Annotated in this window: 8 protein-coding genes; all 8 read right to left on the bottom strand. The window is 45.9% G+C overall.

Annotation, left to right across the window (positions count from 1 at the left end; genetic code table 11):
* Nucleotides 1–576: alcohol dehydrogenase catalytic domain-containing protein (locus J7M13_00945; GenBank protein ID MCD6362560.1), on the bottom strand; the 576-nt coding region annotated here is incomplete at its 3' end.
* A gap of 27 nt (nt 577–603) precedes the next feature.
* Nucleotides 604–1,065 (bottom strand): hypothetical protein, encoded by a 462-nt coding sequence (locus J7M13_00940; GenBank protein MCD6362559.1) that lies wholly within the window; start codon nt 1,063–1,065, stop codon nt 604–606.
* Between the two features lie 115 nt (nt 1,066–1,180).
* Nucleotides 1,181–2,437 (bottom strand): tRNA (N(6)-L-threonylcarbamoyladenosine(37)-C(2))-methylthiotransferase MtaB, encoded by a 1,257-nt coding sequence (gene mtaB, locus J7M13_00935; GenBank protein ID MCD6362558.1) that lies wholly within the window; start codon nt 2,435–2,437, stop codon nt 1,181–1,183.
* Nucleotides 2,434–3,156 (bottom strand): 16S rRNA (uracil(1498)-N(3))-methyltransferase, encoded by a 723-nt coding sequence (locus tag J7M13_00930; protein MCD6362557.1) that lies wholly within the window; start codon nt 3,154–3,156, stop codon nt 2,434–2,436. Before J7M13_00930 ends, mtaB begins: the two co-directional genes overlap by 4 nt.
* A complete protein-coding gene (locus J7M13_00925) occupies nt 3,131–3,931 on the bottom strand; it encodes a 50S ribosomal protein L11 methyltransferase (protein ID MCD6362556.1) in 801 nt (266 codons plus the stop codon). Before J7M13_00925 ends, J7M13_00930 begins: the two co-directional genes overlap by 26 nt.
* Nucleotides 3,928–5,073: a molecular chaperone DnaJ gene (gene dnaJ / locus J7M13_00920; GenBank protein MCD6362555.1), complete on the bottom strand. Its 1,146-nt coding sequence runs from the start codon at nt 5,071–5,073 to the stop codon at nt 3,928–3,930. Before dnaJ ends, J7M13_00925 begins: the two co-directional genes overlap by 4 nt.
* Nucleotides 5,073–6,938 (bottom strand): molecular chaperone DnaK, encoded by a 1,866-nt coding sequence (gene dnaK, locus J7M13_00915; protein MCD6362554.1) that lies wholly within the window; start codon nt 6,936–6,938, stop codon nt 5,073–5,075. The genes dnaJ and dnaK overlap by 1 nt, the downstream gene beginning before the upstream one ends.
* A 5-nt stretch (nt 6,939–6,943) precedes the next feature.
* Nucleotides 6,944–7,267 (bottom strand): nucleotide exchange factor GrpE (locus tag J7M13_00910; protein MCD6362553.1); only part of this gene is annotated, 324 nt, incomplete at its 5' end.

Here is a 7,267-nt window from a genome sequence, read left to right as displayed (position 1 = left end):
TTTCCTTCTTTCAGGATGATGCCCTAAAACGCAAGGAGAATATCCACAGAAAGTCAGCACCTTTGTTATAAGAAGGCCAAGCTTGCCATCCCCTACAACGCAGACATTATGGGTTAGCTTTATATGAACATCTTCAAGAACTTGAATAGCAGCAGCAAGCGGTTCGACGAAAACCGCAGAAAGATCATCTATATCATCAGGGACAACATGGAGATTCTCATCTGGGAGTTTGAGATATTCAGCCATCGCACCATCCCAGCCATTTATTCCAAGTGTCCTTATATTTCTACAATGCTTTTTTAAGCCCGCCTTGCAAAGATCACATTTCCCACAGGATATATTTATCTCTCCAACAACTCTCTTACCTTTAAGATCCTCTCTATCGGAATCCACCACAACACCGACGAATTCATGCCCCAGAATTCCCCTGAAGCTCATATAACCTTTTAGAATCTCAATATCGGTATTACATATACCAACTTTGCTCACCCGTATCAGGGACTCTCCTTTTCTCCTCTCAGGAGCAGGAAACTCCACCAGCGAAAGCTTTCTTCCATCGAAAAAGAGAGCTTTCATAAGTCCCCCCACTAAAACCACCTTTTCTTAACAAATATCCAGACACACCCTGCCGTGAGAAAGAACGATAAAAGCAACCTTCAGAAATATGGTTAAGACCAGTTTTAAATCTCTTCCGGATTGTCCCTTAACGCGCACACCACTTTTAAGGACATCCCTTACAACTCTCGTGTCCTGAGAGCATATTGTGATAATCCCACCATCCAAAAGAATTATTCCCAAGGGCAATGTCCTAAAGGGAACACTGCTATCTCCATTTTCCTTAAAGGGAATTCTTACTATTATAAGAACGATCCCTTTCTCCATTTCAGTTCTTGCTCTTTCATCGATATCCAGTGGATCTAAGAGGAAATCTAGCGGAATGTTAAACTCCAAAGCTGTCTTTTTAACCTCCTCTTCAGTTGGGGCAACCAAGTTAAGCCAAGCCCCCTCTCGATAGCTATCCACTCTTCTAAAAGCACCGTTTTCGAAAACAAAAAACTCTCTCATCGAAACGCACCGTCCTTCCATTCACGCTACATCTATAATTCTAACATAAGGTATATATACAGAAAGAGATTTAAAGGACTATCCGCATAAAGCCTATCTAAACAACCTTTCTTTTTCACCTACTTAAAACCCTTGCGAAAACTCCCCGAGGAGATGCCTTTTCAACCTTTACCTTGACCCAGCGCTCTTCAGCTTCCTCAGAAAGCTCCGCCTCCACGTAATTTGGAAGCAACGCTCTCCTTCCCCCCAGATAAAGGGCATCGAAAGTTTTTCCAACTATCGACTTGTTAAAGCTAAGAGCGCTTCTTAAGGTAATCTCCTTTAAAACTTTGAGTCTCCTTTCTACAATGGAGGAAGAAAGGCAGGGCATCTTTAGAGCCTCGGTAAAAGGTCTTGGAGAATACCTAAATATATGAATTCTTCCAAACCAAATCTTCTCGACAGCTTCAAGGGTCCTATTAAAATCCCCTTCGCTCTCTCCCGGAAAGCCTATCATTATATCCGTGGTTATGTTAAAATCCCCTCTGATCTCCCTGAGCTTCTCTACCAGCTCAAGGTATTTCTCAAACGTATAAGGCCTTCTCATTAAAGAAAGTATTCTATTACTTCCGCTCTGCAAGGGAAGATGAAGATGAGGTGCCAAATTATCAAATCTTTCATAAAGCTCGATGAAATCCTCACCCAAATCAAAGGGTTCCACCGAACCAAGCCTGAGAAGCCTTAGTCCAGGAAGCTTAAGTAGTTCTTCAACCAACTCTCTCAAGTTAACGCCCAGATCCCTTCCATAGCTTCCCAGATGAATTCCTACTATTGTTATTTCATCATATCCCCGTGATACAAGCCCGCGTACCTCTGAAACGATATCCCGAATTGGACGAGAAACGCCCTTTCCCCTTAGAATCCTTATCAAACAGTAACTACACTTGGCATCACATCCATCCTGGACCTTGACGAAAGCCCTTGAATGATAATGAAGCTTTCCAGAAATAGAAAAGAAATCTCCTCTCTCAGGACGAGGGCTTAAAAAAACCCGCTTATCTCCTCCGAACCTTAGGATTTTCAGCAAATCGCGCTTGCGAGAATTTCCAAAAGCTATATCAGCGCCGAGGTTCAAAACCTTCTCTCCAACGAGCTGAACATAGCAACCAAGCGCAACGAGTTTCGCCCCTGGATTTAATCTCCTAAATCTTCTTACATACTGCCTGCTTTTCCTTTCCGCTTCGGTTGTCACCGCACAGGTATTAAGCACGATAATATCCGCTTCCTCGGGAGAAGCGACTATCCTCATTCCAGCTCTTTCAAGTTCCGAAGCAAGCCCCTCTATCTCAGACTGATTCACCCTGCAACCAAGCGAAAAAAGAAAAACTCTCATTCCCAACCCCAGAGAGTTAGAAGAGCGCTTAAAACGAGGATAGAAGCTGTCTCGCTTTTCAAAATATAAGGTCCAAGCCTTACGCTGATAAAGCCAGCGGAAAGCATGCGTTCGAGCTCTTCCGGGGAAAATCCCCCTTCAGGACCTATAAACACAGCAACCTTGGATTTCTTATCACCAAGAAGAAGGTCCTTTAGCGGAAGCGGTTCTCCTCTGAGACTCGGTGCTATCTTTAAAAAATCACCTTCCCTCTCAATCAACTCTATAGCTTCACCAAAAGATAAAGGCGATTTAACCTCCATAACATCCTGCCTGCCACACTGCTTGGAAGCCTCGCGCGCAATCCTCCTCCATCTTTCGAGTTTTTCGTCTCCAAGCTCACTAACTACGGTATACCTCGTTATCATTGGATAAAAAGCCTTGCAACCGAGCTCAGATGCCTTCTGAACGAGCCAATCTATTCTCCTTCCTTTGGTTATACCTTGAAAGAGAAAAACCTCATAGGGAAGGATCCCTACCTTTTTCCTTTCAATTAAAGAAACTTTTACTTTCCCACGCAAAACCTTAACTATTTTTCCTATCCATATTCCTTCCTTAGTCAGGAGCTCAACTTCATCTCCCTCACCCAGCCTTAAAACAACGGAGAGATGATAAGCTTCCTCTCCCTTAACTATAGCCTCTCCGTTTTTGATCTCAGCGAAGAATCGCCGCCGTTCCAATCCAACCCTCCTCCTCTAAAAGCGAAGCGAGCTTGAACCCGTATCTTTCAATCAGGTTCAAAAATCTGCCCCTTTCACGGGCGGTTATGCCTGAAGCTATAAAAATTCCACCCCTTTCTATATGCTTAGCTATCTCAGGAAGGGCTATTTCGAATATTGGGAAAAGAAGATTCGCAACCACGATCTCGAACTTCAAATCATCTTTAATTGCGCTTAATAGATCGCTACCTATAAGAGCCACCTCAGATTGAACGTCGTTCCTAAGGAAATTCTCTCTCGCTTCTCTAAGCGCCAAGAGATCTTTATCAAGCGCAATTATGGGCTTAACGCCTCTTCTATGCAGGGCTATCGCTAATATTCCGCTTCCCGTCCCAAGGTCAAGCGAGAATCCTCGCGGTTCCTTAATCTCCTCATCTATAAGCCTCAACGCTAATTTCGTAGAGGGATGATACCCTGTGCCGAAAGCCATCCCTGGCTTTATAATGATAGGGATCAAGCTTGAGGGCATCACTACGAAAGATCCCGCCCTGACCGGTTCATATCCTCGCTCAACTTCCCTTATCCAGTCCTTGTCCTCTTCCTCGCCAGACTCCATACGAAATTCCCCCTCAAGCAGGGATCTTACTCGTTCCCGCTCGCTAAGGCTCTTAAAGTAAACGCGAAGGTGGGCTCCCTTCTTTCCCGGGAAACCCACCCCCGTTAATCCCAGCGATGAGATTTTCTCTATAAGATATGGCTCATCCTCACCATAAAAATCGAGATAATACCATCTCATCCCCCAAAGCTCCTCTTAAACCTTTGGAAAAAGCTCAAGCTCTCTCCAACCTTTATACCGCTTTCTTTCGCAAACTCCCTGAGCAAATCCTTTTGTCTCTCGGTAAGCTTTGAGGGAACCTCCATCTGAATTTCAACAAACATGTTCCCTCTTCCACCCTTACCATTCAATCCCGGCATTCCCCTTCTTGAAAGCTTAAAGATCTCTCCTACCTGTGTACCCGGAGGTATTTTAAGGCGTGCCTTTTCTCCTTCTATCGTGGGGACCTCCACATCAGCCCCCAAAGCAAGCTCCGGGAAGGAAAGCTTCAGCTTATAGTAAAGATCCTTACCTCTTCTTTCGAAGAGGGGATGCGGTTTAACGTTTATAACGAGATAAAGATCACCTGGTGGGCCTCCCCTTTCGCCAAGCTCACCCTCACCGGGAATCCTAAGCTTCATGCCAGTTTCAACCCCACGTGGAATGTTAACAACGATTTTTCGCCACTCCCTAACCCTTCCCGTTCCGTTACAGGTATGACAGGGTTTATCTATTATAGTCCCTTTGCCTCCACAATAAGGACAGGTTTTAACGCTTATAAACTCCCCGAAAAGACTCGTCTTTCTCTCCTCCAGTCTTCCAGTTCCGTGACAGTAAGGGCAGGTTCGTGGAGAAGCTCCAGGAGCTGCTCCCGTCCCACCACAGGTAGAACAGACCTTCCACCTTGGGACGTTTACCTCCTTTTCTCCCCCTCTAAAAGCCTCTTCAAGCGTTATCTCAAGCGGCATTTCAAGATCAGCGCCTTTACGGGGTCCAATATCCTCCGTTCTCTTTCTAAAACCCCCTCCGAAAAATTTCTCAAAAAGATCCTCAAAAGGATCAAAGCCGAAATCAAAGCCCTTACCGAAATCGAAATCAAATCCTCCGCCCGGAGGCGGAGTGAAATCACCATCTACCCTACCATACCTATCATACTTGGCTCTCTTTTCCGGGTTGCTCAAGACCTCATAAGCTTCGTTTATCTCCTTAAACCTCTTTTCCGCCTCCGGATTCCCTTTATTCAAATCCGGATGATACTTTCTAACAAGCCTTCTATATGCTCTTTTAATTTCCTCCTGAGAGGCGTTTCTCGGAACCCCAAGAATCTCGTAATAATCCTTCATTATTGACTACCACCACTCGCCTCCTTAAACTGAGCATCCATAGTTTTACCCTCTCCTCCGCTACCGCCTTGCGCTCCACCCGGACCGGTAGCTCCACCCTGAGCACCCGCTCCAGCCTGAGGCCCCACTCCACTCTGATAGAGTCTCGAGGTAACCTTGTGAAGCTTGTTAGTCAAATCTTCCATGGCTTTCTTTATGGCATTTATATCCTCTCCGCTCATCACTTTTCTGAGCTCCTCTATAGCCTTATTAAGCTCCTCTCTTTCCGCATCGGTAATCTTATCCTTAAAGTCGCGCATTGTCCTCTCGGTAGAGTATATGAGACTATCCGCCTGATTGCGAGTTTCGGCGAGTTCCCTCCTTCTTTTATCCTCTTCAGCGTGTAGCTCCGCCTCTTTCCTCATCTTCTCTATCTCCTCTTCAGAAAGCCGCGTTGATTTTATGGTTATAGCCTGCTCTTTACCCGTTGCAAGATCTTTCGCGGAAACCTGAAGTATACCGTTAACATCTATGTTAAATGTAACCTCTATTTGAGGCACTCCCCTCGGAGCCGGAGGGATCCCCGTTAAGATAAACCTTCCCAGGGAAACGTTATCCGCTGCCATTGGACGCTCTCCTTGAAGCACATGTATCTCAACCGTGGTCTGATTATCAGCAGCCGTGGTAAATATCTGGCTCTTTGAAACAGGTATAGGGGTATTCCTCTCTATTATCTTCGTGAACACGCCTCCAAGCGTCTCTATGCCAAGCGAAAGCGGAGTCACATCAACCAGAACGACATCCTTAACCTCACCCGCAAGTATCGCGGCTTGAATCGCGGCTCCTATAGCCACACACTCATCAGGATTTATCTCCTTAGAAGGCTCCTTACCGAGAAGCTCTTTTACCTTCCTCTGAACCATAGGCATTCTTGTAGCTCCACCAACCAGGAGAACTTTACTTATATCAGAGGGAGAAAGCTTTGCATCTTCAAGCGCTCTCATCGTGGGCCCCACGAGCCTCTCAACGAGATCGTAAGTAAGCTCCTCAAACTTCGCTCTCGTTAAGGTTTTCTCAAGATGCTTAGGACCAGTATGATCCGCCGTTATAAATGGGAGACTTATTATGGTCTCCGCCATGGAAGAGAGCTCTATCTTCGCCTTCTCAGCTGCTTCCTTCAGTCTCTGCATAGCCATTCTGTCGTTTCTCAGATCTATGCCCGTTTCTTTCTTAAACTCCTCAGCGAGCCAATCTATGATTCTCTGATCCCAGTCGTCCCCACCAAGATGATTATCACCGCAGGTAGCCTTGACCTCGAAAACACCGTCTCCAACCTCAAGTATGGAAACATCGAATGTACCTCCTCCGAGATCGAAAACGAGTATCTTCTGTTCTCCCTCTTTATCAAGCCCATAAGCTAACGCGGATGCGGTAGGCTCGTTTATTATCCTTAAAACCTCAAGCCCAGCTATCGTCCCAGCATCCTTTGTAGCCTGCCTCTGTGCATCGGTAAAGTAAGCGGGAACGGTTATAACAGCTTTCTTTATAGGAACACCCAGATAAGCCTCCGCATCCTGCTTTAGCTTCTGCAGGATCATCGCTGATATCTCCTGCGGGGTATAAGCCTTACCGTCTATGACGACCTTGTAATCCGATCCCATCTTACGCTTTATCGAAACTATGGTTCTTTCAGGGTTAACCACCGCTTGCCTTTTAGCAAGCTGACCAACGAGTCTCTGACCATCCTTCGTAAAGGCAACAACGGAGGGGGTAATCCTGCTTCCCTCCGCATTGGGAATAACTACGGGCTGACCGCCCTCAACTACAGCTATAACCGAGTTAGTTGTTCCAAGATCAATTCCAACAACTTTCTCCTTGGTCACCATTCCCATCACCCCTTTTTTCCAACTTTTACGAGGGCGGGTCTTATAACCCTGCCCGCTAAGGTATATCCCTTTCTAATTTCGGAAATTACTTTACCATCCTCTTCGTCGCTCCCCACCTTAACGACCTCAACCGCCTCATGAACTGAGGGGTCAAAGTCCTTACCCACGGTGGGGATCACCTCAAGCCCCTCCTTAGAAAGAACGCTTAAAAACTGCTTAAAGATCATCCTAACCCCTTCAACGATGCCACTACCATCATCAGAGCTTGATGAAGCCTCAATAGCGTGTTCGAGATTATCAAGCACGGGTAAAAGCTCCTTTATTATTCT

Source organism: Synergistota bacterium (assembly GCA_021159885.1).
Classification (GTDB): domain Bacteria; phylum Synergistota; class GBS-1; order GBS-1; family GBS-1; genus AUK310.
The sequence above is the reverse complement of the archived record's forward strand: the minus strand, read 5'-3'. Positions and strand labels throughout refer to the sequence as shown.

Bases quoted from the DNA above. Each gene is read 5' to 3' on its own strand.
- dnaJ (MCD6362555.1), bottom strand. From the start codon at position 5,073: ATGAAGGATTATTACGAGATTCTTGGGGTTCCGAGAAACGCCTCTCAG.
- mtaB (MCD6362558.1), bottom strand. From the start codon at position 2,437: ATGAGAGTTTTTCTTTTTTCGCTTGGTTGCAGGGTGAATCAGTCTGAG.
- J7M13_00925 (MCD6362556.1), bottom strand. From the start codon at position 3,931: ATGAGATGGTATTATCTCGATTTTTATGGTGAGGATGAGCCATATCTT.
- J7M13_00940 (MCD6362559.1), bottom strand. From the start codon at position 1,065: ATGAGAGAGTTTTTTGTTTTCGAAAACGGTGCTTTTAGAAGAGTGGAT.
- dnaK (MCD6362554.1), bottom strand. From the start codon at position 6,938: ATGGTGACCAAGGAGAAAGTTGTTGGAATTGATCTTGGAACAACTAAC.